The following is a 23,809-nucleotide window of genomic DNA, read 5'->3' on the forward strand; positions in this document are numbered from 1 at the left end:
ATAACCGTTGAAAAAATCCAGTCACCTAAGGTTACCGGGTACGATAGTAAGTGGGTCAGTGGAATTAAATATAAGATTAACGTAGGTTGGGTTGAAGAAGGAAGTGTTAATAGTGTTATGGCGATCGCATCTACAGTAGCAGCAAATTCCGTGTTTATTGATGAGCAGAAGGATTCGATTAAACCTATTAATGCGAATAAAAAACTAAATCTGTATTATTTGATTCCTAATCGGGTGGAATTGAAAGTTAAAATAACAAAAACCTGTCAAATTGTTATATAACCCTGGAAAGTTGACAACACATATAACCGAAAACAAAACCCTATTCCCAGCTTCGATTTTTCGACTGGATAATGGTTTGACATTTATTCATCAGGAGATAGCAGCTACCCCCGTGGTGGTAGCGGACGTGTGGGTGCGTGCAGGAGCAACTTCGGAATCAGATCCCTTGTTTGGCATGGCACACTTTTTAGAACACATGATTTTTAAGGGCACAGCTAGTTTGGGTCCAGGGGAGTTTGACTATAACATCGAGCGTATGGGTGGGATCAGCAATGCAGCTACTAGCCACGACTATACCCATTACTATCTTGCCACAGCTAACCACTATTTAGCAGATACTCTTCCTCATTTGGGAGAACTGTTACTCAATGCAGCTATTTTTGAAGATGAATTTATACGTGAAAGGGATGTGGTTTTGGAAGAAATTCGTAGTTGTGCGGATGATCCTGATGCTATGGGATTTGAAGCACTATTAAAAACCGTCTATGAGAACCACCCTTACGGAAGACCTATTTTGGGAACAAAAAAGGAATTAATGGAAAACTCACCGGAAGCGATGCGATGTTTTCATCGTCGTCATTACCAACCGGAAAATATGACTGTGGTCATAGTGGGAGGGATAGAAAGAGATACTTCATGGGAAATTGTCAATAAAACATTTAAAAATTTTAAAAACCAGGATGATTTTCCCACATCTAATCAACTAGCACCACCCCAAATTAGGGATGTTAAAAGGCAAGAATTAATATTACCTAGAATAGAGCAAGCGCGTTTAATCATGGCTTGGAATTTGCCCGGAATGGAGGAACTGGCCATAGCAAATGGTTTAGAGATACTATCAGTCATTTTGGGACAGGGAAGAACTTCTCGTTTAGTCAATGATTTAAGGGAAGAGAAACAACTAGTACAGGAGATCTACACTAATTTTTCAGTGCAAAAAGACTCTAGTTTGCTCACAATTACCGCCTACTTAGAACCTGAATATCTGGATAGAGTAGAAAATCTGATTTTGGAACATTTACATAGGTTGCAAATTCATGGTGTCACCGAGCAAGAACTTAAACGAACCCAAAGATCTCTTTGCAATGACTATGCGTTTAACACAGAAACGCCAAATCAGCTAGCATCTCTTTATGGCTACTATAACACAGTTGCCAAAGCCCAATTGTCTGTTGCTTATCCGGAGCAGATTCAGTCCTTCAATACCAAAAAACTGCAAAAAGTGGCTCAAAATTATCTTTCGCTACAAGATTATGCAGTTACTATAATGAAACCGTATTAACGAGTAAGAATGCAAAACAGAAACAATATAGATGATTGTAAATTTTCCATCCATCGTACAACACTAGCAAATGGCATAGTGTTATTGATAGCTGAAAACCCCATAGCGGATATTATAGCAGCCAAAATTTTTGTTCGTGCTGGTAGCTGTTATGAAAATCCAGAAAAAGCAGGGTTGGCAAATTTATTATCAGCAGTGATGACCAAGGGTTGTGATGGTTTTTCCAGTCTAGAAATTGCTGAAAAAGTTGAATCCGTAGGTGCAAATTTAAGCGTGGATGCAAGTACAGATTACTTTTTGCTCTCTTTAAAAACAGTCAGTGCTGATTTTGCAGAAATTTTAGCTCTGTCGGGTTTATTGTTAAAATCGCCCACATTTCCTGAAAAACAAATAGAACTAGAAAAGCGATTAGCAATACAGGATGTTCGTTCTCAGAAAGAACAACCCTTTAACCTAGCTTTTAAAGAGATCCGCGAAGCAATGTACCAAAATCATCCCTATGGTAGGTCAGTGCTGGGTACAGAAGCAAGCATACATGGCATTAATTATAAAGACTTGGTTGAATTTCATCAAAACCATTTTCGTCCAGATAATATAGTTATAAGTATTGCTGGGAGGACAAAAGCCAAAACTGCCATAGAAATGGTCACAGAAGTTTTTGGCGATTGGACACTACCAAACACCGCAAGACATGCACTTGATTTACCCAAAATTTCCATTGCTCCCAAATCTTGTCTTCAACCCTTAAATACACAACAGTCAATAATTATGCTGGGTTATATGGGGAGTTCCATAAATTCTCCCGCATACCCCGTCCTCAAATTGTTATCCACATACCTAGGAAATGGACTTTCTAGCCGTCTATTTGTAGAATTGCGAGAAAAAAGAGGTTTAGCCTACGAAATCTCAGCCATTTATTCTACTAGACCATATCCAGCATCATTTATAGTGTATATGGGTACTGCACCAGAGAATACTAGCAGGGCAATTAAAGAGTTGGGTCAAGAAGTAGAAAGACTTTCTCAGATTGAACTTTCCCCGGAAGAATTACAAACCGCGAAAAATAAAATCTTAGGACACTACGCCCTGGGGAAACAAACCAATGGACAAATTGCCCACATATATGGGTGGTATGAAATTTTGGGATTAGGTATTGAATTCGACCATGAGTTTCCTCAGCTAATCAATCAGGTCAGTCCGGAATTAGCTATGACAGTAGCCAATAGTTATTTAAAAACACCCTACTTATCTTTGGTTGGCCCTGGGGAGGCGATTGACCTAACTACCGCATGAGATAAAATGGTGATGTCAAATTCTTGAGCTAAATCCTTTAGTAAGTTTTACCGAATCAGTTTCTAACCCAATCAATTGTATGCGATATAACTTGAGCAACTCGACTAATTGGATCGCCCACATCACCAAGGTTCACCACTGGCCATTACTAATTTTAACTCCTTTAGTTCCAATGGGTGGCAATATGCTATCCATAGCATACACGCCAATTGCCCAGGTAACTGGAGTTGGTAGTATCAACCGTCCCATGCTAAAAATTGGTAGTCAAGGCGAATCGGTATCAGAATTGCAAGCAACACTGGCACTTTTGGGTTTCTATTCAGGACCCGTGGATGGGGTTTATCGAGACTCCACAGCCAAAGCAGTTTCTCAGTTCAAGCAAGTAGTTGGTCTTGCTCCTGATGGTATTGTAGATACCATAACCTGGCAGAAACTTTTTCCTAGTGTACCAAATATTGGCATCACTACCCCCCGTAATAACCCTGAGAATAGACAACCTACCACAAGAAGTGGTAGAGAAGGTAACAGTAACAACAACATAATAAGGAAAAATACTCAGCCTCAACAAGTTGTTACTCAGCCACCTGCTCGACCAATCATGGTTTTTAAACCTACTCCTGTTAGTCAGCGAAATCCTAAAATTCAGTATACCCAATCTGGGTGGGCCATTTTGCGTTTGGGTAATACTGGTGCAGAAGTGACAAAATTACAAAGATTGCTCAGAGCTTTAGGATTTTTTCCTTCCCCCATAGATGGTAAGTTTAGTGTCACTCTGGAGAGAGCAGTTAAAGCAGCTCAACTCCGTTATGGTTTGACTGCAGATGGTGTAGTAGGTGGACAGACTTGGGACGTTTTTATCCAACGATTACCTAGACTACCTTGATTTTTGTTGTAGAATTTGGAAAGTTGCGATCGCTCATCAACCTAATAACTAGCATGAAACACCTTTTACTAACTTGGATCGGTACTGCCTTGGCACTGTTAGTCACATCTAAATTTGTTCCTGGCTTTACGATTACCAGTCCGGTAGCTGCGCTTAGTGCGGCGGTCATTATCGCGCTTGTCAATGCTATTGTTCGTCCAATTTTGAATATTCTAGCATTCCCAGTTACCTTTCTCACTTTTGGACTATTCAGTTTTGTTATTAATGCTTTATGTCTTTTGTTAGCTAGTAAGATAGCTGCTACTTCTGGTTTTCGGATTGATGGTTTTGTACCTGCTTTTTTAGGGTCTATTGTTTTGTCAATTGCTTCCACATTAATTAACTACTTTATGCGATTAATCGTTTAGTATGGGGGAGCAGGAGAGAATTTCAAGCTCTTGTAGCAACAGCTATAGTCATAGATCCTTGGTTCGGTAGACGGAAAATTTCTTTGGGAACTAACAACTGAGCTCTGGAATTGTTTTGAGCAGCACAAAGAAGAGCTGCTGCTTCTGCTATGCTTGGTGTTCCCATAATTTTGGTAATTATTTGACTGGGATTGGGAACACTGATACTTGATAGGGTGGTTGAGCTAAAGGTTTGTAATCTGAAATTGTTTTTTAAGCAAAATTCGACTAGTCCTGGCTCTGACGCTTTAGTTTCAATAGTGGCTATCCGATCTATAGTCTGGGGATCTATTCTGTATTTTTGGCACACTTTGTTGAGTCCTAGCTCAATCAAGAGACAGGAAACCCCCTTTTGACAACCAATACCTACCCAGACCTGCTTTCTACCTGGACTGAATATTAATTCTATGTTCTGTTGGGGGATGCACATTTCGTTCCATAAATTTGGTTCATATAATAGTCTTTTTGTCAAGTATTTAGAGTCGATATATGAGATAGTAATATGAGATATGAGTAATTGATAAGCTGAGGTAATACCATTTTTATTATTTCTTTGTTATTTTGTATTTAGCGGGACAGTTATTCCACATACCGTGAGTTTCAATGGCAATTAGTTAGGGGGTTCCTAAGCTGTTATACGGGATATTTTGGACAGATTCAACTTTTAAGCATCTTATCTAGAATAACCAGAGCAGCATAACAATATTCCCTAAAGATTTCTATGGTACTAAATCAAAGAAATTGTGTTATTCCCAGGAGAAGAGGATATAAAACTATGACCACGACAGATACTCAACCTATCATTTTTGCCACCTTGGTTGACCATAAAGTAAATGGTAAACAATCAAGACATAAGTTTGATTTACTTAAGCCCATACGTCAATGGCTAGATGATATAGAAATAAAAAACTCTCAAGTTGCACGTTTGATAGCTAAATTGATTCCTGCTCAATGTCCTTTTGAGCGAGACATTAAATTGTTTAATCGCAAAATCGGCCACATTCCACCTCTGTGCAAACTCAATCCGCTGTATGATCAGTTTGTGGGGTTGCGGTTTCGTGCTTTGTGTTATTTGGCTGATGAATGCGGGGAAGACATTAGGTTTTACTGCTAAGTATGAGGAAGTAGGTAAATTAATTAATGCTATTACATCTAAGCACATGGTTAGAAGTTGAAAAATATCTACAAATTTCCTCGGGGATTATTATTCCCATTGGATCTACAGAGCAACATGGACCAACGGGTTTAATTGGCACCGACGCAGTATGCGCCGAGTTCATATCCCATGGCGTGGGGGAAGCAACACAAGCTATGGTGGGACCTACCATTAATGTTGGTATGGCATTACATCATAGTGCTTTTCCCGGTACTATCAGTTTACGACCTAGCACCCTAATTTTAGTGTTGAGAGATTATATAAGTAGTTTAGCAAAAGCGGGTTTTACCAAGTTTTATTTTATTAATGGACATGGCGGTAATATTGCCACTTTAAAAACAGCTTTTTCCGAAACCTATGCCTATTTGGAAGATATACAAGTAAAAAACTTCCAAAAAGTGCAGTGTCAACTTGGTAATTGGTTTACATGTACTTCTGTGTACAAACTGGCCCAGGAGTTGTATGGAGATAAGGAGGGTTCCCATGCTACTCCCAGTGAGGTAGCACTAACCCAATATATTTATCCCCAAGCAATTAAACAGTCTTTTCTTGCACCAGATGTTGCAAGTGGTCACAGAATTTACGGACCTAACGATTTTCGTTTACGTTATCCTGATGGTCGCATGGGTTCCCATCCTGACTTAGCTACTCCTGAACATGGCAAGCAGTTTTATGATTTGGCTGTGGAAGAGTTAAGTACAGCATATTCCAAGTTCCTTAATCAAGATTGAATGTAGTTTATACAAAACCTGTAAGGATGTAAAAGGACAAACGTTAAGTCTTGATTAAGCTTGGGCATTACCCTCTGCTCGTGCAGCTTGTTTGACAGCAGCAGCAACAGCGCTAGCAACGCGGTTATCAAACACAGAGGGAATGATATATTCCCGGTTTAAATCTGAGGTATTCACTAAAGAAGCGATCGCCTTAGCAGCTTCTAAGCACATATTACTAGTAATAACTTTAGAACGACAGTCTAAAGCTCCACGAAATACTCCGGGAAAGGCTAGAACATTATTAATTTGATTAGGATAATCACTGCGTCCTGTGGCCATGACCGCAACGTTTTTAGGCGCTAATTCCGGTTGAATTTCCGGGATAGGATTAGCCATAGCAAAAACGATAGCATCTTTGGTCATGGACTTGACCATTTCCGGTGTTAAAACCCCAGGTTTACTCAAACCAATAAACACGTCTGCACCCTGGGTAGCGCCAACTAGGGTTCCTTGAGCTTTAACTGCGAATTCCAGTTTTTCTGGGTTCAAATCCGTACGATTAGTAGATATGATTCCCTGAGAGTCACACATCCAGATTTGTTCTGCACCAGCTTTGCGCAGTAAGCGGGCCACGGCTATTCCTGCAGCGCCAGCACCATTAATCACGATCCGAATTTGATTAATAGACTTATTAACTAGTTTTAGGGCATTTAATAAAGCAGCCAGAGTTACAATAGCAGTACCATTTTGGTCATCATGAAAAATAGGAATGTCTAATTCCGATTGCAGTCTCTGTTCAATTTCAAAACATCGAGGTGCAGCGATGTCTTCCAAATTGACGCCGCCAAATACGGGGGCAATATTTTTCACAGCCCTGATAATTTCTTCAGTGTCTTGAGTATCTAAACAAATAGGGAAAGCATCTATATTGGCAAATTCCTTGAATAACATTGCCTTACCCTCCATTACTGGTAAAGCAGCTTCAGGACCGAGATTACCCAACCCCAAAACCGCACTACCATCGGTGACAATAGCAACAGTATTTTGTTTAATAGTCAAACGGTAAACTTCCTCAGGTTTTTGGGCGATCGCCTGACAAATTCTTCCTACTCCTGGAGTGTAGGCCATAGCCAAGTCAGAGACCGTTTTGATGGGAATTCTACTAGCAATGCTGATTTTTCCACCTTCATGTAAATTAAAAGTTCGGTCATAGACATTAATCACCTGAATATCCGTCAGCTCTTTTACTGAATTAACAATAGTTTCACCATGTTCACCACTTGCTGCATCTACAGTAATATCACGTATGGAGTTATGTCTATTTTGTTCAATTAAATCTATTTGTCCAATATTACCACCAGTCAGAGCGATCGCCTGGGTAACAGATGCTAACATTCCCACCCGGTTGGGAATTTTGAGACGTAGGGTCACACTGAAACTGGAATTAGGGGTCAGGTTTGTCATGGTATTGTGAGAGGTTTCCAAGTTGAGACTTTAGATTTGATTTTGACACATATTTAAGGGATAAAGGTTTTAATAGCCCTAATTTTGTCGATTTACCAGAGTTGCACTGGCCTGATCTACTGGCATTAATATCACCTGGTTAATATTAACATGAGCAGGTCTAGTGGCACAGAAAAATATTACATCTGCTACATCCTGAGCAGTTAGTGGTTTTATTCCTTCATAAACTTTCTTGGCTTTTTCCCGATCTCCATGAAATCGCACCTGACTAAATTCCGTTTCCACCATCCCAGGATCAATGGAGGTTACTCTTATAGGGGTTCCTAATAAATCCAATTTTAAACCCTCAGAAATAGCTTTTACTGCTGCTTTGCTTCCACAATAAACATTCCCTCCAGGATAGGTTTGATGACCAGCGATCGAGCCAATATTTATAATATGACCACTACCCCGGTCTACCATACCCGGTAAGACATAACGGGTTAAGTATAGTAACCCCTTTATATTAGTATCAATCATTTCTTCCCAATCTTCAATATCGCCTAAATATAACTTATCCAATCCCCTACTCAGCCCAGCATTATTAACCAAAACATCCACTTCCGACCATGGTGAAGGTAAGCTACTAATTGCCACTTCTACTGCTGCTCTATCTCTCACATCTAATTGCAGCAAATGGGTTTCTGTTTTATATAATTCATATAGCTGGTGTGCTTGATATTCTAGATTTTCCAGTCTTCTTGCAGCTAAAATTAGTCTGTAATGTTCTCGCCCAAATACTGTCGCACAAGCAGCACCTATACCACTACTTGCACCTGTAATTAATATGGTTTTTTTACTAATTTTGGTCATATTTTAAAGTTCATTATATCATGGTCAAGTCTACTAGTCAACCCCAAGGGGAAAATTCTTGGGGTTGGAAAGAGTGTTATCCAGTTTTTAAAAACATACTGGAACCACATCCGACTGATAACAAATACCCGCTTGCCTAAATCTCTCCAAAGCTTCACCTAGGCGATCGCAATCTGCTATCAAACTAATTCTCACATACCCTTCACCACCAACCCCAAAAGCATTACCAGGAGTAACCACCACACCAGTTTTTTGCAAGATGTTGAGGGCAAAATCCGTAGAACCCATACCTGGAGGGCACTTAACCCATAAATACATGGTTGCTTTAGTAGGATTAATATTCCAACCCAACTTGCTTAAACCAGCAATCAGAAAATCTCGCCTAATGCTATAACGTTGCTGTACTGTATGTAAGTAAGAATCTGGTAGGCGTAAAGCAGTTTCTGCGGCGGTTTGTAATGCGGAAAAAATCCCATAGTCCAAATTGGTTTTGAGAGTTCTTAAACCTTGGATAACATGACGATTACCCACTACAAAACCAACTCGCCAACCCGCCATATTATAGGTTTTAGATAGGGTATGAAATTCCACACCAATATCTTTGGCACCGGGGATTTCTAGCAAACTGGTGGGTTGATAACCATCAAAAGCTAATTCAGCATAACACAAATCATGGACCAGTAGAATCTCATGCTTTTTAGCAAAAGCCACTATTTCCTCAAAAAACTCCCGTGGTGCAGTTGCTCCTGTGGGGTTGCTAGGGTAATTAAAATAGAGGATTTTTGCTTTTTGAGCTACTTCATCGGAAATAGACCCTAAATCAATTAACCAATCATCCTTCTCCTGCAGAATGATATTATGAATTACTCCCCCAGCAATAATTGGACCTCGGAAATGCACGGGGTAGGAAGGAGAAGGCACTAAAACCATATCACCCGGATTAATATAGGCGATCGCCAAATGTGCCAAACCTTCTTTAGAACCTAATAGAGGTAATGCTTCGCTGTCAGGGTCTAACAGCACATGATAGCGCCGATAATACCATTCGGTAATTGCCTTACGAAAATTAGCAGTACCTTCAAAGGGTGGATAACCATGATTAGCAGGATTTGCCAAAGCTGTTTTGGCTGCTTCTATAATTGGTTGAGGAGTTGCACCATCAGGATTTCCCATTCCTAAATCAATTAAGTCCAGTCCTTGCTCTCTAGCCTTGGCCTTTAATTCATCCAATCTAGCAAAAACATAGGGTGGTAGTTTCTTTATCCTATCTGCGGGGGTAATCCAACTTAAACTCATTCTTCAACCTCGGAATAATTCGTCACTCTTTGTAAGCATTTTTAATGATGGCCAATTGTCAACTAATCGTTTGGGTAGTTAACGATGATGAGTCCCTTTGTCTTAGAACCGGAGCGGTAGTAGAAATCATCGCCGCCATTAACTGTTCCGAGGATAGGGAAAAGGGTAACCGATGGATATCAGAATTAGGTGCTAGGGCTATTTCTGCTGCTGTTTGCAATTGAGTCAAAGAAATATTTCCCAGTCCCAAATCCGCCAATTTTTGTGGCAGTCCAATTTCTGTATAGAATTTTAATAACTGCTGTCTAGCGGTTTCCGCTAATTGATTGCCCTGAAGCATTTCTTCTAATCGCAATTGCACTAAAATTCCGTATGCCACCTTTTCTCCATGAATGCTACCATGTCCACAAATGTGAGTTAACCCATTATGTACTGCATGGGCAGCAACTGTACGACAGCGGGCTCCCCCTAAACCACCAATCACACCTGCTAACATCACACTGCAATCTACCACCTCTTGCCAAATTTGACTACCAGGAGAGTCTAAAGCTGCTGCGGACTTTTGTAATAGTATATCGCGTAAAACTCTAGCTTGTTGGACTGCGGCAATAATCAGTGTATCCTGCATATTACCACTACTAACAGATGCTTCATACCATTTGGCAATCCCATCTCCAATTCCAGCTACCAGAGTTTCCCGGGGTGCGGTTTTAATCAAATCATAATCTAAAATCAGCAAATCCGGACACCGACACAAGGGAACATCATATAAAAATGCCCCCGATTCAGAATACACATTAGATAAAGCTGTCCATGCTGCACAGGTAGCAGCAGATGTAGGAATTGTTACTACTGGTAACTGTAATTGATGTCCTAATAATTTAGCTGTGTCTATGGATTTGCCGCCACCTAGTCCAATAATCACATCTGCTCTATGTTCCTTAACTGCTTTCCGTAACGCTTTCAAACTGACTTCACAGCAATCTGGGCTATAGGAAGTAGCAAAAGCATTCAAATCCCCACTTTGGAAGATGGTCTGTAAACTCTCCTGATAAATATTGAGAGTATGTTTTCCTGTCACAATTAGGGGACGATTCCCTAAGGTAGAAATTTCTGAAATAGCAGCTGACCTGAGAACACCAGCACCTCGGATTACTTTTGCTGGAGCAACAGTTAATGTCAAGAAAGAACTAGTGGTGGGGGTGGATAATAGACTAGCCATGATAGACACGATAGACATAATAGATATAGTATGGCAAAAACCATCACAAATATTAATAATAAATATGTACTATATGGGTCAAAACCTAAATGATTTCAGGATGGTGGTAACTGGCGAAATTTGTCTAAGAAGACTTCCACCAACATTTGTGGGTCTTCGCGGGTAACTAGTGTTCTTTCCACTTTGCCCAAGTAGACAGGTGTTGATATACCTGTTTCTGGGTGGAGAACTGTCCGAGCGCGAATTGTCAAACTGTTGTTACCTCCAGCTCCCATGCGCCCGTAGGAGTATAGATTACTGGCTGCTTGGCGTAAGGTTGCTTCCAGCTGGGTAGGAGTAATATCTGGACTGGTAGCAATTACAGCCTGATTGGAACCATTGTCATAAACTAAAGTATATCTAGCAGCACCAGGAATTACTGTACGACTCAGGGGAACTAGGGATAGTGAAAAGAGTCCTGCTGTAAGCACAAGCATAAAACCAGTTGCACCTACCAAGCGAAAACGTAACCCCCATTTAAACAGAAGAGCTAAAATTGTCAGTGCTGCAAGTGCTATGGTCGTGATTCCCGACCATTGAGAGTATTGAAGAAAGTCTGCTGTAGTGGGCATAAACTAAACATAAAATTGTAATTGCTGATATCCCATAGAATAGGATAAAATCTGGAATTTACGCAAAAATTCCATGTTGGAGTTAATGATGGGAACCTTCATAGCGATGAGCTACACCATATAAAGCTGCTAAAATTACCCAGAATAGGGCACTTAATATCAGGTCAAAAGTAGTCACATCTACCATGTTAAAAATTATCCAGCCTATAAAAGCTAATAGGTAACTCAAAAAGACCAATCTATTTTCTTTTGGTAAAGAGGACTTATACCAAATTTTAATAGCAGAAATTAGTATCCAAGCCAAAAAGACAAAAAACAAGCAGGTAGTAATTAAACCAGTTTCTGCTGATAGCATTAAAAACAGATTGTGAGGATGGTTAATACCAACACCCATTTTTTGCTCATAAAGGTGAGGAAAACTGCGTAGACCCCAACCGGTTAAGGGTTGTTGTAGGGTCAAATCCCAAGCAAACTGCCACTGGGTTTTACGCATTAATGCCAGGGGTCTGTCAGGATACATTTGATCATTTAATCGCGCCCAGATGAAATAGGGAATGAAACTACGAAAAACGGAAGCGATTCTCTCAGTTGCAAAGGCTGCTAACATAATACTGGCAGTTACCCCCGTTATTCCAGCTACAATTAGTCGCCAACGTTTATAAAGAGAATAGGCAATACAAGCCACAACTGCTATTCCCCACCCATTGCGAGAGCTGGTTAAAATCAAAGCTAAAAAGTTAGCAATGATCACTACACTTAAAAATATAAACCCTAGGGGATCTGCTTTTTTGCGGATCTTTTGATAATTTTCTAACCATAAACCCAAGCCCAGAATCAATACGGTAATCAGATAAGCTGCTAGAGTATTGGCGTGCATGAATACGGAGGACATTCTTCCCAAGGGTTCTCCCCCAGGGTAAATTGTCAAATTAATCACCACTGATAGAAATTGCCATCTTGCATGCCAACCTAAAAACAGTTGTGCGAAACCAATCATCACCACAGGTAAAGAACTACATACAATAATCCAAGTTAATTGACGTAATTCACTAACCCTGGTGATTAAAGGAGTTAATCCAGCGAACACCACAAAATATGGCAAGAAATTGAATAATCCTAAAAGAGTATCTGGTTGATCCTTAGCAAATACTGTAAATCCCGTAGTAATTAAAAACCAAAAACTTAAAATTACCAATAAATGATTCAAGGTTTTGTGTTTAATACTGGAGTATTTTTTGCTCCAGGTCTTATAGGATGCCCAACAAATGGCTATGGCCCCAAAAAATGGATTAATGGGGAGAATCAGTAACCCCAGCAACAAACTATTCCATGGTAGTTGTAGACTAGAATGGGGATGGACAAAAAACTGTTGAATTTGTTTTAAGTTGGCTGCCAACATTCTGTGCGAGTGAGACGAATTTGAGCAAGGGTGAAAATAGTGGGAATAATACGACCATAGTTAGTAGAAATTGTCCGCCAACCCAAGTCTGCTAGAAACCAGGCCCACATTACAGGTCCTACGATGGAAAAAACCGTGCGTACCGCACCATAACGAGCAGCACTGAGGGTCATTCCCCGTCGGGCCATTTGGGCGGTAACATAGTTTTTAATTTGTTGACTGGCCATTTCTGTGCCAACAATGGTAGCTTGCTTGGCTACCTGATAGGTGGCTAAATGGGTGGCAAACTGACAAGCAATTTGTTTGAGTAAATATGGTTGAATCACGGAAGTAACCGCTACTGCACTACCAGCTTTGAAAATCAATCCTAGAGAATCTGTAGGCAACAATTGTAACACCGAATTGGGTAAATCTGATGTTAGTAGTTGGGATTGTATCCGAGAGGAGATTTTTTGCCGTTGTTGTCGTGGTAATTTTCTCCAAACTTTTCCTAGAAGATGCAAAAATACTTCTGCTTCTAAATCAACGGTTGATAATTCTTCATAATAGGATATTTTTAAATGTCTACAAACTTGGATTAGGGCTTGCCTATATGTTACTTTGTCAGTACGCTTACGCAATACTGTGATTCCATCAGCTGCTAAAAATCGAAATCTACTCTCTAAAGTATCTAACCAGGCCTGACGATTTTGGCTTTGTACCATAACAGGTTCCGGGGTATGAACGTAATCTAAGGGGTTAAATTTACGACTGAACAGAATTGCGGTGATGTCTTGCAGTTCTTCGTGGGTCGCCAACTCCAGAACTGTCCTCAGTTCATCCAATTTTTTTTCCTCCTTATCCCATGTTTAACTTGGTTTTTTGATATTCTACTTCCTTGATGGATTTCCACCGGATTGTACCAATAGTAACATATCTCGAAAAGTTTGTCTATCAACTGCCCATTCCCTCCCCCCTATTGCCTATTTTTCCTTTATAAAATTGATCCCTAATGTTTATACTTAGTTTTGTGTAGTTTCTTAGCATATTCTTGTGAAATGACAAATAATTATAAATATAGATAATTTGGCGTTTTAATAAAATGGAGTGCAAAAGTTATGAAGACTGTGATTAAGTTAACACAGGAACTGGTAATTGGGGAAATTGAAAGCATTTTGCGCACGTACCCATACAGTCCCTATCAGCAAGTTTTCCAAATTAGTGATTTACGTCAGGAATTGATTGTTTTCGTGATGAATCATCTCCCAGGTATTAATCCTACGATTAATCAAGACCAAATTTTGCCGGTAGGTAATGAAGAGGAAGATAGTGACAATAGATTATTTAATAGACATTTATCAGGTAACTCTTTAGAGCAGCAACTACATCTGCAAAATTTAGTCCACCAGGGAGTTTTTGCTATTATCCAAGCTAAAGCTGATGTAATTAGTCATATTTTGAATGAACCAGTTCATCCTGGTTGTGAACCATCTAATTGGTTTGGCTAATTAAGAGGAGGTAATTGTGGTAGAATGGGAATCAATTAGTAACCAAAACACCATCGGTATGTGAAAAATAAACTATATGAAAGTAGCAGTTACTGGAGCAACTGGATTTGTCGGTAGTCGTCTAGTCCAATGTCTACATGACAGAGGTGAACAAATATTAGTGTTGAGTCGTAATCCTAGATCCGCTGCTAGGACTTTTCCTTCCGAGGTTTTTCCCAACGTGGAAATTTTGGCTTACACACCTGGTGTATCCGGAGTCTGGCAAAATAGAATTGCTGGTTGTGATGCTGTGGTAAACCTAGCAGGGGAACCTATCGCACAACAACGCTGGACTCCAGAACACAAGCTGGAGATTCTTAATAGTCGCAAGTTGGGCACCCAAAAAATTGTCGAGGCGATAGCTGAAGCCAACCCTAAACCGTCTGTGTTAATCAATGCTTCAGCTATTGGTTTTTATGGCACTAGTCAAACCGCTACTTTTGATGAAAATAGCCCCACAGGTACAGATTTTCTCGCTCAGGTCTGTCAACAGTGGGAAGAACAAGCACAAATGGTGAAGAATTATGATGTGCGGTTGGTCATTTTGCGCTTTGGTATTGTCCTGGGTAATGGTGGTGCTTTAGGTAAAATGATTACTCCCTTCAAACTTTTTGCGGGCGGTCCCATTGGTAGTGGTAATCAGTGGTTCTCTTGGATTCATCTCAACGATATTGTAAATCTAATCATTCAGTCCTTGGTTGATCCAAATGCACAAGGTGTGTACAATGCCACTGCTCCCCATCCTGTGCAAATGAAAGACCTTAGCAATACAATGGCACAGGTCATGAACCGTCCTGCTTGGCTACCAGTACCCGAAATCGCCCTGGAAGCACTTTTGGGGGAGGGCGCCATGGTGGTTCTGGAAGGACAACGGGTTCTACCTCAACGTACTCAAGCATTGGGTTTTGAGTATCAGTACCCCCTTCTTCCCTCCGCGTTACGGCAAATCTTGACCTGATTCCCTAATTGCTAAATTTCTTACTCACCCAACTGCTAATTCCACTGAGTAATGCTCCCCCCATTAGCAAGCCAATGGCTGGATTAAATAGGGGGATCCATAGTCTGTGCCAAAGGTCTAATCCTAAGTTCACCCCTGAAGCATTACCCACAATGGCTATGGTAAACCAGCCAAATCCTAAAATCACTAGGAAAAAGTCGGCTACTAGTATTATGTTGACCCAGTTTAATATTTTTTCTTTCATCGAATTATGCTTTAACTGATGTCAAATAACCATGTTTTCACTTTAGCTAAATTGTTCCAATTGGGCTTTCTAGCTAAACCATCCTCAATACTATTTCTCAGGTCTTCTTCCCATTCTTTATTGACGAAAATCAATTGCTGGGCAGCTATTATGTGTTCTCTTAAACCCTTTTGACCTGTCTCTAACATGGCTAGGGCTAAATTCACCCTACCTTGGGGATCTTGGGGGTTGATCTTGACGGCTTTACTCGCCGCTTTGTAGGCTAGTTGCCCTTTCTCTTCTAAAAGATACAACCAGGCTAAACATATCCATGCGGAACCTGATTTCGGTGAGCGATCGCACACCTCTTTAAAAACAGGGATGAGATCTGCAGCAGACTCACCGTCTTTATATCGCTGTAACCCCGTATCAAATAGTTCCTCAACTGTGACGGTCATGGTGTTGAATTAATTAGTTGAATTAATTTAGTTTCCGTATTATACCCCAAAGGATTTGCCACAACCACAGGTTTGGGAAGCATTGGGATTGGTAAATTGGAAACCTCCACCAATCATAGCACTGCTGTAGTCTAGCATTAATCCATATAGATATAACAAACTCTTGCGATCGCAAACAATTTTAAAGCCATCGTAATCAAAAACGTCATCCTGGGGGGTAATTTTAGAGAGGTCTTCAAAATCCATCATGTAGGACATTCCAGAACAACCGCCTTGACGAACTCCCACCCTCAGGCATAGATCCTGGCCTTGTTGAGCTTGGAGGGATTTTACTTGACGTAATGCGGCTTCACTGAGAATAATTCCGCGTTGTTGAGTTTGAGCTACTGGTGTCATATCTGATTTAAACTCCTTAGCTAAATAGACCTTTTTGAGAATTAAACTAGTTCTGATGTAACTGTACCATTATTTTGGTTGTTTTGCTCAAAACCTGGCTAAAAGTGAGAGCTGGATAGACCTTCGATTGCTAAGGACTTATACTCATCATTATTGGGTAAGCTCCTAATGAGTTCACGAATCACATCTGTAGCTGGTCTTCCGGTTTGTTGACAATATTTTTCCAGTTTTTCGGCTTCTTGTGTTGCCAGATTGACGGTTATGCGTTTAACAGCCCATTTTTTGTTAGTCATCAGACACAAATTCCCGCTTGTTAAGAGTAGAAAATGATACCCAAAAAAGTTGCATAATTCCGGGTTTTATCGCCTGGAAGTTTGGAGATAAAGGTTGTATGAAGTTAAACTGTCCAAACCATAATCATACAACAATTGTTGCCTAACTGCACTACGGAAAACCACAGATTAGGATAAAAATTGTTGGACTCAGTAGTATTGAGTAATAACTAATACTTATATTTCCGAAAAATCGATGCCTAATTCTTCAGGGGTAATACATTTTCCATCAAAGAAGGCCATAATATCATTGGTTCCGGGATTAGCACGGGTGGTGGAGAGTCCCTTGGTAATGACTAATCCACAATGGCCACCATTTAGGCGACATGCTCTGTTCCATCTTTTTCGGGATGCAATATAACTTTCATCGTCGCGTGAAAATTCCGTAATTAAGAACAGGTCCTCATTTTGTGTTTGGAGGATACTCAAGTCAAATTTTTTTCCATCTTGGTGACTATCTACAGTAATAAAGCAAATCCCTGTAATATCCCCTGCATCGCGAATATTTTTAATGATAGTGTTTGCTTTTGCACGAGAAGTTTGTACTAAGACAACAGGTATCGTGTCACATTTAGTCTTAATTTGGTGACCTCCTAAATGTCTAATGGTAGGAGGTAGGGAAGTTAAGCTGTTCCAGGTTATGGTTCCGATAGACAGTAAACAACCGTTCGGTATTAAGTCATCCCGCAATTGATCTATCTGCTCGAAATCACCTTCCACTAAATTGGCATCTTCAATCCCATGTAACTGTGAATATATTTCTGGCATAGTACAAATATTGACAGATACATTTTGATTGCCTTGATCACAATCAGGTACAGAAATGCGATAGCGTCGGGTAATTACTGGGAAATCCTTTTGGGACAGGGGACGTTTATGGTCACGCAGAAAACGGATGACGCTTTCGAGTGCAACATACATAATCTGCGCTTCTTCTTCGTATAGAATGGGGCTTAATCCTTCCAGAGGATGGATGGTGCCAAAATTGGGCTCAATTTCTGAGGATGGTAAATACCCTATATCTATATCATCTTCATCTTCTGTGTCCAAGTCTTCATCATCCTCATCTATGGAATCAAAAGTAAGAAATAGGCAATCCTGCTGGAGAAAAGCCGATTCCAAAGAATCGTCCTCAGATTCTTCATAGGACTGGTAAAAATCCGTCCAGAATCTTGTCAGAGATTCCGCAGAACGGTAGAACAATAAAGTATAATTAGCACCTCCCATAATTGAGACATAGAGTTTTTCTATATCCCATTTATTAATTTCTATGGAAATAATCTTATTTGGATGAACGAATTCCCATGGGGCCATTTCCCAAATTTTGTAAGCCTTCTTTGTAAGGTCTTCTGCGTATTTTGGGGGTAAAGGGGGCACATAACTTTCCATCGCTTCGCCAAAGGACTGGAAAATTTGATCAATCAGTGGTAGTTCCGGTGAATAATCAACTGTAATGTCCAAATCCTGTAAAATCCCCCGCAGGTAAAATTGAACTTCTCTGTCCCGTACGAGGATTTTTTGCGGTCTGGCACGTTTATCTCCACCTTGCGGATGTTCCATCGCCTGTATTAGAGTACGTACCATGGCTTCCCTTCCTTGTACTGAGCCTATTACCTCCATACTTCTAATCACTCCCTCCGAACCATCCACCCAGAGAATGCACTCCCCAGCTGGTAATTCAAATTCTTCACTGACCACTGGTGACAAAAGTGTACGGCGATCTCCTTCCCATACACAGGGTACTTGGGTCAACTTCTTTAATCTACGAATAGTGGATGGACTAAAACCGGTCATAAAATTATTTCAGTATTAGATTAGTGAGTTTAAATATGTTAGGTTTAAATGAGTTTTAGCTTGTTCCCGTAAGTGGCAAAACATGAAAAAAATTTGTCTGAATAGACCTAACAACTTTATTTTAGAATAAAAATTCTTAGATGCAGTGCTTGCTATAGCTTCGCAAATTTTTGACCTCAATTCAAGTTACAATTTGTAAATAAAGGAAACTGATAACTGGGTCTAAGCAATAAAGGAATTTTTTGGGAATGCGTGTTGTAATTGTAGGAGCAGGATTGGCTGGATTAGCTACTGCTGTAGATTTAGCTGATGCGGGTTGGGAGGTGGAAATTTTTGAAGCTCGCCCGTTTGTCGGTGGTAAGGTCAGCAGTTGGGTGGATGCTGATGGCAATCACATAGAAATGGGACTGCATGTGTTTTTTGGATGCTACTACAATCTATTTGAGCTGATGGCAAAGGTGGGAGCAGGCAATAATTTACGTCTCAAGGAACATACTCACGTATTTGTCAATAAGGGTGGAAATACGGGAGCTTTGGACTTTCGATTTATTACTGGTGCGCCTTTTAATGGATTAAAGGCATTTTTTACCACTTCCCAACTTTCATTACAAGATAAGTTACAAAATGCTCTTGCTCTGGGCACTAGTCCTATCGTTCGAGGTCTAATTGACTTTGAAGGAGCTATGAAGGATATCCGCAATCTGGATAAGATTAGCTTTTCTGAGTGGTTTTACAGTCATGGAGGGAGTAAAGGGAGCATCAAACGGATGTGGAATCCTATTGCTTATGCTTTGGGTTTTATCGATTGTGACCATATTTCTGCCCGTTGCATGTTGACAATTTTCCAGTTCTTTGCAGCTAAAACCGAAGCCTCTATTCTACGCATGCTGGAAGGTTCACCTCAAGAATATTTACATCAACCTATTGTTAATTATTTGACGGATAGGGGAACCAAAATTCACACCCGTCGTCAAGTGCGAGAAATTAAATTTACCGAGTCTGACTCCCAATCTGAGGTTACGGGTATATTGGTCGCTCAGGGTGAGCAGGAAGAACTAATCACAGCAGATGCTTATGTTTTTGCTTGTGATGTGCCAGGAATTCAGCGCGTACTTCCCCCATCCTGGCGCAAGTGGTCAGAATTTGACAATATTTACAAATTAGACGCAGTACCCGTTGCTACTGTGCAACTCCGGTTCGATGGATGGGTCACAGAACTACAAGACTCTCAAAAACGTCACCAGCTCCATCAAGCTGTCGGTATAGATAATTTATTATATACCGCTGATGCTGACTTCTCCTGTTTTGCTGATTTGGCCCTAACCAGTCCCGCAGATTATTATCGCCCCGGACAAGGTTCCCTCATGCAGCTGGTTCTCACACCTGGTGATCCCTTCATTAAACAAAGCAATGAGGCGATCGCTCACCATGTACTCAAGCAAGTTCATGAGTTGTTTCCTTCTTCTAGGGAGTTAAACATGACCTGGTACAGTGTAGTTAAGTTGGCCCAATCTCTCTACAGAGAAGCACCAGGGATGGATCCATACCGTCCGGATCAGAAAACACCTGTGGGCAATTTTTTCCTAGCTGGTAGTTATACGCAACAAGACTATATTGATAGTATGGAGGGGGCGACTATTTCCGGTAAACGAGCAGCTAAGGCAATTTTAGCATCTGGGCAGTCTAAAATTTAAGATGTAAAGTCTCAAACAAAACTCAAATCCCATGGCTGACTGGTTAGAGCATAGTGTACAGATAGAAGTTCCAGTTCCCATAGAACTAGTATGGGAATTGTGGTCTGATTTACAACAAATGCCCAAATGGATGAAATGGATTGATTCGGTGAATATCTCCACCGATGACCCCACCATCTCCCTTTGGAAACTGAGCACGGGCGGTCTGGAATTCACCTGGAAATCCCGCATCCTCCGAATTACCTCCCAGCAAATTATTCAGTGGGAATCGGTTGATGGCCTACCAAATCAGGGAGCTATTCGCTTTTATGACCGCCATCAAGAGGGTAGTATTGTCAAGATGACGGTCGCCTACGCTATACCAGGAATCCTTGGTAAGTTGATGGACAATTTGTTTTTAGGTCGGGTGGTGGAATCAACACTCCAAGCAGACTTAGAAAGATTCAAACAGTATGCCGTTGATTTACAACCAGACACAACTAGATAATTGACCATATCCCCTTTGATGGCAAATCGTTATAGAGAAACGGCCAGTTCCTTGACAGGACGTTTGCTATGACGAATATTTTCAATGGCTTGAGCATAGTCAGGAACATTAAATACAGCTGAACCTGCTACAATGGCATTAGCTCCAGCTTCTAATACCTGCCAAGTATTATTAGCTTTTAAACCACCATCAACCTCAATCCAAGGATCCAAACCCTTTTCATCACACATCTGACGCAATTGACGAATTTTGGGCACCACGCTAGGAATAAAACTTTGTCCACCAAAACCAGGGTTAACACTCATGATCAGCACTAAATCACACAGTTCTAGTACATACTCGATTAGTTGTAAAGGTGTCCCAGGATTGAGCACAACCCCGGCTTGTTTACCTAGCTCCTTGATTTGTCCTAAAGTCCGATGCAGATGAGGTGAAGCATTATGCTCAGCATGGACGGAAATAATATCCGCACCAGCTTTAGCAAAGCCTTCTACATATTTTTCTGGTTCCACAATCATCAAGTGGACATCCAGGGGTTTGGTTGTAACTGGACGAATCGCCTCCACAACCAGAGGACCAATGGTAATATTGGGAACAAAACGTCCATCCATTACATCAACGTGAATCCAATCTGCTCCTGCTGCATCTACCGCACGAATGTCTTCGCCTAAACGACTAAAGTTTGCTGATAGGATGGATGGAGCAATAACTATGGGCTTTTGAGATCGGTTTTGAGTCATGGCTAGTGGGTTTTTTATCGTCTTCGTCTGTAAGTATGGTAACAGAAATATGGTGCAATTCCTTTCAATTACAAATTGGGAATTTTTTCCTTGGCGAAAAGTAGAACTTCTTCATTCCTACTGTAGTGTGTAAGTGTGAACACGATTATGGGTTATTGAAAGCTATGAAGAAAACTTTGATTGTATGCGTGTTGGGTATTTACTCACTAGGTATACCAGCACTTGCATCTTTCCAATCTAGCAGTTTTCTGGGAACTAATGGTATTAATGCTCTGATTTTACACCAACCACCCTATAAATTAACCGGTCGTAAAATTGCCCTGGGTCAGGTAGAAATCGGCCGTCCCGGTTTATTTGGCTTGGATAAAGCCGTATCTAAAAACCGCGCCGTTACCCCAACTGCCGTATTTTCACTGAATGCACCCGCTCAGTCTAATTTTGGTGTTGATACTCATGCCTACAATGTAGCTGGAGTGATGACTAGTCAAGACAAGTCTCTTCCAGGAGTGGCACCTCAAGCAAGATTATACTCCTCTGCTGTTGGATTTAGCCGTAACTTAGGTCAATCAGAGGAGTGCTTGTCAGCACAACATGTTGCCCTTCAAAATGGTGGGGATGTACGAGCCATTAATTTTAGTTTTGGCGAACCCCTTAATCGCGATCCTAGACCAGAACCGGTGTTAGATGGTAAAGCTCTACTAACTTTGTGTGTTGACTGGTCAAGTCGAGTGCATGATGTAACCTATGTAATTGCTGGAAATCAGGGTAAAGGAGGAATTTCTATTCCTACGGACAATTTTAACGCCATTAACGTGGCCTTTTCATCAGCAAGGAGAGGAATTTTTGATAAACTCCATGTTTCTAATTTAGCAGGAAATAACCAAGAAGTGAGCGATCGCCTATTAGGGAAGGAATTTAACATTGATGGGCGTAGTTCTGTAGGTTTAGTAGCGCCCGGGACAAATATTCCGTTAATTAACCCGGATGGTAAATTAAATAAATCTACTGGTTCAAGTTTTGCAGCGCCCCAGGTAACGGCTGCCATAGGTCTGTTACAAGAATTTGCTGATAGACAAATAAGAAAGCAGGCTGTAAATTGGAGAATTGATGCCAGGAGACATCAAGTCATGAAAGCCGTACTATTAAACTCAGCGGAGAAAATCCTAGATAATGGTAATGGACTAAGACTGGGAATGACCAGGACATTAGTAGATAAACAAAATAGAGATTGGCTAGTTTCCCAGGCCTATCAAAATCCGGGAATTCCCTTGGATCCCCAAATGGGTTCAGGTCATTTAAATGTTTTTCGTGCTTACCAACAATTTATGTGGGGACAATGGGGGCCCGGTAATGAAGTACCAACCATTGGTTGGGATTATCATAGGATTAGTGCCAACTCATCAATAGACTATAGCCTGGGAAAACCCTTAAAAAAAGATAGTTTTGTAGCTATTACCTTGACCTGGGACAGACTAGTAGAACTAGAGGATACCAACCAAAACCAATTATATGATACGGACGAAACATTTATAGACAAAGGAATAAATAACTTAGATATTTACCTCTTAAAAGACGATGAAAAGAACATAAAAATTTCCAATTGCTCTTCCACAAGTCAAATTGACAACGTGGAGCATATTTTTTGCAGCATCCGTGAAGGTGGTAAGTATAAGGTACGCGTAGATTTTAAAAACCAAGTTAACCGATCAAAACAAGACTACGCCCTAGCTTGGTGGACAGTTGGAGAAAACTAAGAAGAAGTCCATGCGGGGTGAGATAGGAGAGAGGCCATAACTCGCACCCCCCGTAGTTGGTTAGATAGGGGTAAATGACCCCTAGGGGCGGTCAAATCCCAGGTAAACTCATGGGGATAGCGAGTCCATTTTTCACCCTGCTTCCAGCCGATTTTAGGCCATAACCTATCCCAATTTCTACCTACTCCCAACCAAAGTTCCCGCTGCACAGAAAAACCAAATTTGCCTTGGGAGTGAGCCAACCAAAGACTATTAATAGTTTGCAGATCCTGGATGGGAAAATTTTCCACTTCAGTGAAATATAACCATTTTCTGCGCACTGCTTGGGTTCCCGCCACTTCACACATTTGTTGAATTGTCAATAGGTCAGCAGCCTGAAAATCTTGCTTGACGAGCAACTGCGCCAAAGAATCATAACTAATACCACAGGCCGATTTGAGGGGTAGAATTCCTTGGGACTCCATACTTTTAAGGTTTACCGTTGATGGATTCATGCTATCATGAAATTACCAAAACAAATGGGTTCCTGCGTTAAATTAGCTTCACTT

26 protein-coding genes and 1 pseudogene are annotated in these 23,809 nt (G+C 40.7%); 12 read left to right on the top strand and 15 right to left on the bottom strand.

Going from position 1 to position 23,809, the window contains the following annotated elements:
• From ASL19_RS17870 to ASL19_RS09650, 5 genes are all read left to right on the top strand, one after another.
• Positions 1–282: hypothetical protein (locus ASL19_RS17870; RefSeq protein ID WP_200959843.1), on the top strand; the 282-nt coding region annotated here is incomplete at its 5' end.
• Between the two features lie 10 nt (positions 283–292).
• Entirely contained in the window at positions 293–1,564 is a 1,272-nt protein-coding gene (locus ASL19_RS09635; protein ID WP_006277496.1) for a pitrilysin family protein, read from the top strand.
• Positions 1,565–1,573: 9 nt separating this feature from the next.
• Entirely contained in the window at positions 1,574–2,857 is a 1,284-nt protein-coding gene (locus tag ASL19_RS09640) for a pitrilysin family protein (protein ID WP_057178171.1), read from the top strand.
• Between the two features lie 184 nt (positions 2,858–3,041).
• Positions 3,042–3,740 carry a peptidoglycan-binding protein gene (locus tag ASL19_RS09645; RefSeq protein ID WP_057178172.1) on the top strand — a complete coding sequence of 233 codons (699 nt, stop codon included), beginning with the start codon at positions 3,042–3,044 and terminating at the stop codon, positions 3,738–3,740.
• A gap of 53 nt (positions 3,741–3,793) precedes the next feature.
• A complete protein-coding gene (locus ASL19_RS09650) occupies positions 3,794–4,147 on the top strand; it encodes a phage holin family protein (RefSeq protein WP_057178173.1) in 354 nt (117 codons plus the stop codon).
• Positions 4,148–4,169: 22 nt separating this feature from the next.
• On the opposite strand, the gene ASL19_RS09655 is transcribed toward ASL19_RS09650, so the two are convergent.
• A complete protein-coding gene (locus tag ASL19_RS09655; protein WP_006277492.1) occupies positions 4,170–4,616 on the bottom strand; it encodes a cobalamin biosynthesis protein in 447 nt (148 codons plus the stop codon).
• Between the two features lie 345 nt (positions 4,617–4,961).
• Between ASL19_RS09655 and ASL19_RS09660 the strand changes: the two genes are divergently transcribed.
• Complete coding sequence (locus ASL19_RS09660) at positions 4,962–5,300, top strand: Mo-dependent nitrogenase C-terminal domain-containing protein (protein ID WP_057178174.1); 339 nt, start codon at positions 4,962–4,964, stop codon at positions 5,298–5,300.
• Between the two features lie 26 nt (positions 5,301–5,326).
• Positions 5,327–6,073 carry a creatininase family protein gene (locus ASL19_RS09665; protein WP_057178175.1) on the top strand — a complete coding sequence of 249 codons (747 nt, stop codon included), beginning with the start codon at positions 5,327–5,329 and terminating at the stop codon, positions 6,071–6,073.
• A gap of 54 nt (positions 6,074–6,127) precedes the next feature.
• Here the strand turns inward: ASL19_RS09665 and ASL19_RS09670 are convergent, their stop codons facing one another.
• The 7 genes from ASL19_RS09670 to ASL19_RS09700 form a co-directional block, all read right to left on the bottom strand.
• On the bottom strand, positions 6,128–7,519 hold the full coding sequence (locus tag ASL19_RS09670) for a malic enzyme-like NAD(P)-binding protein (protein ID WP_057178176.1): 1,392 nt from the start codon (positions 7,517–7,519) through the stop codon (positions 6,128–6,130).
• A 78-nt stretch (positions 7,520–7,597) separates the two neighbouring features.
• Entirely contained in the window at positions 7,598–8,371 is a 774-nt protein-coding gene (locus ASL19_RS09675; RefSeq protein WP_057178177.1) for an SDR family oxidoreductase, read from the bottom strand.
• Between the two features lie 87 nt (positions 8,372–8,458).
• Positions 8,459–9,667, bottom strand: a complete 1,209-nt coding sequence (locus tag ASL19_RS09680) for an aspartate aminotransferase (RefSeq protein ID WP_057178178.1) — start codon at positions 9,665–9,667, stop codon at positions 8,459–8,461.
• Between the two features lie 58 nt (positions 9,668–9,725).
• Positions 9,726–10,889: an iron-containing alcohol dehydrogenase family protein gene (locus tag ASL19_RS09685; protein ID WP_057178248.1), complete on the bottom strand. Its 1,164-nt coding sequence runs from the start codon at positions 10,887–10,889 to the stop codon at positions 9,726–9,728.
• Between the two features lie 95 nt (positions 10,890–10,984).
• Positions 10,985–11,500 (bottom strand): Ycf51 family protein, encoded by a 516-nt coding sequence (locus tag ASL19_RS09690; RefSeq protein ID WP_006276623.1) that lies wholly within the window; start codon positions 11,498–11,500, stop codon positions 10,985–10,987.
• Between the two features lie 82 nt (positions 11,501–11,582).
• Positions 11,583–12,899 carry an O-antigen ligase gene (locus ASL19_RS09695; RefSeq protein WP_057178179.1) on the bottom strand — a complete coding sequence of 439 codons (1,317 nt, stop codon included), beginning with the start codon at positions 12,897–12,899 and terminating at the stop codon, positions 11,583–11,585.
• Positions 12,881–13,723 (bottom strand): YaaW family protein, encoded by an 843-nt coding sequence (locus ASL19_RS09700; RefSeq protein WP_006276625.1) that lies wholly within the window; start codon positions 13,721–13,723, stop codon positions 12,881–12,883. Before ASL19_RS09700 ends, ASL19_RS09695 begins: the two co-directional genes overlap by 19 nt.
• A 273-nt stretch (positions 13,724–13,996) precedes the next feature.
• Here ASL19_RS09700 and ASL19_RS09705 point away from each other — a divergent pair, with 273 nt between their 5' ends.
• Positions 13,997–14,386, top strand: coding sequence for a hypothetical protein (locus ASL19_RS09705; protein ID WP_006276626.1), 390 nt, complete (start codon positions 13,997–13,999; stop codon positions 14,384–14,386).
• A 76-nt stretch (positions 14,387–14,462) separates the two neighbouring features.
• A complete protein-coding gene (locus ASL19_RS09710; protein WP_057178180.1) occupies positions 14,463–15,383 on the top strand; it encodes a TIGR01777 family oxidoreductase in 921 nt (306 codons plus the stop codon).
• A 4-nt stretch (positions 15,384–15,387) separates the two neighbouring features.
• Here the strand turns inward: ASL19_RS09710 and ASL19_RS09715 are convergent, their stop codons facing one another.
• From ASL19_RS09715 to ASL19_RS09735, 5 genes are all read right to left on the bottom strand, one after another.
• On the bottom strand, positions 15,388–15,627 hold the full coding sequence (locus ASL19_RS09715; RefSeq protein ID WP_057178181.1) for a hypothetical protein: 240 nt from the start codon (positions 15,625–15,627) through the stop codon (positions 15,388–15,390).
• Positions 15,628–15,638: 11 nt separating this feature from the next.
• Positions 15,639–16,064: a hypothetical protein gene (locus tag ASL19_RS09720; RefSeq protein ID WP_057178182.1), complete on the bottom strand. Its 426-nt coding sequence runs from the start codon at positions 16,062–16,064 to the stop codon at positions 15,639–15,641.
• A 39-nt stretch (positions 16,065–16,103) separates the two neighbouring features.
• The gene (locus ASL19_RS09725) at positions 16,104–16,460 is read right to left on the bottom strand and encodes an iron-sulfur cluster assembly accessory protein (protein WP_006276630.1); all 357 of its coding nucleotides are present in this window, start codon (positions 16,458–16,460) and stop codon (positions 16,104–16,106) included.
• Between the two features lie 98 nt (positions 16,461–16,558).
• On the bottom strand, positions 16,559–16,753 hold the full coding sequence (locus ASL19_RS09730) for a CopG family transcriptional regulator (RefSeq protein ID WP_006276631.1): 195 nt from the start codon (positions 16,751–16,753) through the stop codon (positions 16,559–16,561).
• 216 nt (positions 16,754–16,969) lie between these two features.
• On the bottom strand, positions 16,970–18,586 hold the full coding sequence (locus tag ASL19_RS09735) for a hypothetical protein (RefSeq protein ID WP_057178183.1): 1,617 nt from the start codon (positions 18,584–18,586) through the stop codon (positions 16,970–16,972).
• A 248-nt stretch (positions 18,587–18,834) separates the two neighbouring features.
• Here ASL19_RS09735 and zds point away from each other — a divergent pair, with 248 nt between their 5' ends.
• Together zds and ASL19_RS09745 are read left to right on the top strand one after the other, a co-directional pair.
• Positions 18,835–20,280, top strand: a complete 1,446-nt coding sequence (gene zds / locus ASL19_RS09740; protein ID WP_057178184.1) for a 9,9'-di-cis-zeta-carotene desaturase — start codon at positions 18,835–18,837, stop codon at positions 20,278–20,280.
• A gap of 31 nt (positions 20,281–20,311) precedes the next feature.
• The gene (locus tag ASL19_RS09745) at positions 20,312–20,767 is read left to right on the top strand and encodes an SRPBCC family protein (protein ID WP_006276634.1); all 456 of its coding nucleotides are present in this window, start codon (positions 20,312–20,314) and stop codon (positions 20,765–20,767) included.
• Positions 20,768–20,796: 29 nt separating this feature from the next.
• On the opposite strand, the gene rpe is transcribed toward ASL19_RS09745, so the two are convergent.
• A complete protein-coding gene (rpe, locus tag ASL19_RS09750) occupies positions 20,797–21,507 on the bottom strand; it encodes a ribulose-phosphate 3-epimerase (protein ID WP_057178185.1) in 711 nt (236 codons plus the stop codon).
• Between the two features lie 164 nt (positions 21,508–21,671).
• On the opposite strand from rpe, the gene ASL19_RS09755 reads away from it, so the two are divergent.
• Positions 21,672–23,261: a S8 family serine peptidase gene (locus tag ASL19_RS09755; RefSeq protein WP_057178186.1), complete on the top strand. Its 1,590-nt coding sequence runs from the start codon at positions 21,672–21,674 to the stop codon at positions 23,259–23,261.
• On the opposite strand, the pseudogene ASL19_RS09760 reads toward ASL19_RS09755, so the two are convergent.
• A pseudogene (locus ASL19_RS09760) lies at positions 23,258–23,716 on the bottom strand (GUN4 domain-containing protein); the annotation flags it as partial. The gene ASL19_RS09755 and the pseudogene ASL19_RS09760 overlap by 4 nt on opposite strands.
• Between the last annotated feature and the right edge of the window lie 93 nt (positions 23,717–23,809).

This window comes from Cylindrospermopsis sp. CR12 (assembly GCF_001432185.1).
GTDB classification, from domain to species: domain Bacteria; phylum Cyanobacteriota; class Cyanobacteriia; order Cyanobacteriales; family Nostocaceae; genus Raphidiopsis; species Raphidiopsis raciborskii.

Coding starts and splice junctions, on each gene's coding strand:
- ASL19_RS09640 (WP_057178171.1), top strand. CDS start 1,574: ATGCAAAACAGAAACAATATAGATGATTGTAAATTTTCCATCCATCGT.
- ASL19_RS09645 (WP_057178172.1), top strand. CDS start 3,042: ATGCTATCCATAGCATACACGCCAATTGCCCAGGTAACTGGAGTTGGT.
- ASL19_RS09650 (WP_057178173.1), top strand. CDS start 3,794: ATGAAACACCTTTTACTAACTTGGATCGGTACTGCCTTGGCACTGTTA.
- ASL19_RS09655 (WP_006277492.1), bottom strand. CDS start 4,616: ATGTGCATCCCCCAACAGAACATAGAATTAATATTCAGTCCAGGTAGA.
- ASL19_RS09660 (WP_057178174.1), top strand. CDS start 4,962: ATGACCACGACAGATACTCAACCTATCATTTTTGCCACCTTGGTTGAC.
- ASL19_RS09665 (WP_057178175.1), top strand. CDS start 5,327: ATGCTATTACATCTAAGCACATGGTTAGAAGTTGAAAAATATCTACAA.
- ASL19_RS09670 (WP_057178176.1), bottom strand. CDS start 7,519: ATGACAAACCTGACCCCTAATTCCAGTTTCAGTGTGACCCTACGTCTC.
- ASL19_RS09675 (WP_057178177.1), bottom strand. CDS start 8,371: ATGACCAAAATTAGTAAAAAAACCATATTAATTACAGGTGCAAGTAGT.
- ASL19_RS09680 (WP_057178178.1), bottom strand. CDS start 9,667: ATGAGTTTAAGTTGGATTACCCCCGCAGATAGGATAAAGAAACTACCA.
- ASL19_RS09685 (WP_057178248.1), bottom strand. CDS start 10,889: ATGGCTAGTCTATTATCCACCCCCACCACTAGTTCTTTCTTGACATTA.
- ASL19_RS09690 (WP_006276623.1), bottom strand. CDS start 11,500: ATGCCCACTACAGCAGACTTTCTTCAATACTCTCAATGGTCGGGAATC.
- ASL19_RS09695 (WP_057178179.1), bottom strand. CDS start 12,899: ATGTTGGCAGCCAACTTAAAACAAATTCAACAGTTTTTTGTCCATCCC.
- ASL19_RS09705 (WP_006276626.1), top strand. CDS start 13,997: ATGAAGACTGTGATTAAGTTAACACAGGAACTGGTAATTGGGGAAATT.
- ASL19_RS09710 (WP_057178180.1), top strand. CDS start 14,463: ATGAAAGTAGCAGTTACTGGAGCAACTGGATTTGTCGGTAGTCGTCTA.
- ASL19_RS09715 (WP_057178181.1), bottom strand. CDS start 15,627: ATGAAAGAAAAAATATTAAACTGGGTCAACATAATACTAGTAGCCGAC.
- ASL19_RS09720 (WP_057178182.1), bottom strand. CDS start 16,064: ATGACCGTCACAGTTGAGGAACTATTTGATACGGGGTTACAGCGATAT.
- ASL19_RS09725 (WP_006276630.1), bottom strand. CDS start 16,460: ATGACACCAGTAGCTCAAACTCAACAACGCGGAATTATTCTCAGTGAA.
- ASL19_RS09730 (WP_006276631.1), bottom strand. CDS start 16,753: ATGACTAACAAAAAATGGGCTGTTAAACGCATAACCGTCAATCTGGCA.
- ASL19_RS09735 (WP_057178183.1), bottom strand. CDS start 18,586: ATGACCGGTTTTAGTCCATCCACTATTCGTAGATTAAAGAAGTTGACC.
- zds (WP_057178184.1), top strand. CDS start 18,835: ATGCGTGTTGTAATTGTAGGAGCAGGATTGGCTGGATTAGCTACTGCT.
- ASL19_RS09745 (WP_006276634.1), top strand. CDS start 20,312: ATGGCTGACTGGTTAGAGCATAGTGTACAGATAGAAGTTCCAGTTCCC.
- rpe (WP_057178185.1), bottom strand. CDS start 21,507: ATGACTCAAAACCGATCTCAAAAGCCCATAGTTATTGCTCCATCCATC.
- ASL19_RS09755 (WP_057178186.1), top strand. CDS start 21,672: ATGAAGAAAACTTTGATTGTATGCGTGTTGGGTATTTACTCACTAGGT.